The 1,209-nt window shown below is 70.6% G+C and carries 1 protein-coding gene; it reads left to right on the top strand.

Going from position 1 to position 1,209, the window contains the following annotated elements:
* The coding region (locus tag ACMGDH_RS18175) for a methyl-accepting chemotaxis protein (RefSeq protein ID WP_436829395.1) at positions 1 to 1,185 on the top strand (1,185 nt) is incomplete at its 5' end.
* Positions 1,186 to 1,209: the final 24 nt, after the last annotated feature.

Here is a 1,209-nt window from a genome sequence, read left to right as displayed (position 1 = left end):
GGCACCGATCGCGGCGACGAGATCGGCGCGATGGCGAAGGCGGTGCTGGTGTTCCGCGAGGCGGCTGTCGAGAAGGAGCGGCTGGACGCGGAGAAGAAGGTTGCGGATGCCGAGCAGCAGCTGGTGGTCCAGTCGCTCGAGGCGGGACTCGGCCAGCTCGCGCAGGGCGACCTGACGGCGCAGATCACGGCGGACTTCTCGCCGGCCTATGCGACGGTCAAGACCAACTTCAACGAAGCGCTGTCGAGCCTGCGCGAGCTGATCGGCGCAGTGATGGAATCGACGGCGGCGATCCGCACCGGCTCGGGCGAGATCGCCCAGGCCTCGGAGGATCTGGCGCGGCGCACCGAAGCCAATGCCGCGAGCCTCGAGGAGACTTCGGCTGCCGTGACGCAGATGGACGGCCGCCTCAAGGCGACGGCCGAGGCGGCGGGTCGCACGGTCGAGCGTGCCGACGGTGCGATCGCCACGGTGTCGGGCGGGCGCAGCATCGCCGACGAGGCGGTGCAGGCGATGGCGCGGGTCGCCGACGGTGCCAAGGGCATCGACAGCGTGATCGAGGGCCTCGACAAGATCGCCTTCCAGACGCGCGTGCTCGCGATGAACGCCGCCGTCGAGGCCGGCCGTGCCGGCGAGGCGGGCCGCGGCTTCGCCGTGGTCGCCGATCTCGTCTCGGCGCTGGCGATGCGCTCCGAGGAAGAGGCCGCGCGCGCCCGCGACCAGCTGACCGCTACCCAGACCGACATCGGTGCGGCCGTGGAGATGGTGCAGAAGGTCGATACGGCGCTTGCCGACATCTCGGGCGACGTGGGCGAAGTGCACGCGCTGCTCGGCCAGATGGCGAGCGACAACCAGGCGCAGTCGACGGCGATCACCCAGATCTCGGTCGCGATCGGAACGATGGACCAGTCGACGCAGCAGAACGCCGCGATGGTCGAGGAAACCTCGGCCGCCGCACGCAACCTCAGCGCCGAAGTGAGCGCGCTCGCCGAGCAGGCAGCCAAGTTCACGATCGGCAACGAGACGCGCCGTTCCGCTCCGGCCGCCAGGCGCCCGGCCGGGCCGGTGAGCTTCAAGCCCGCCAAGGCTTCGAGCCAGGGCTATGTCTCGCCGGTCAAGCCGCTGCCCGCAGGCACGATGCCCAACGGCAACGGCGCTGCGCACGACGACTGGGCTTCGTTCTGACCTGACCGGCCCAGCCACGAGCAA

This window comes from Sphingomonas radicis, assembly GCF_051400635.1.
In the GTDB taxonomy this organism is placed as follows: domain Bacteria; phylum Pseudomonadota; class Alphaproteobacteria; order Sphingomonadales; family Sphingomonadaceae; genus Sphingomonas.
The sequence above is the reverse complement of the archived record's forward strand: the minus strand, read 5'-3'. Positions and strand labels throughout refer to the sequence as shown.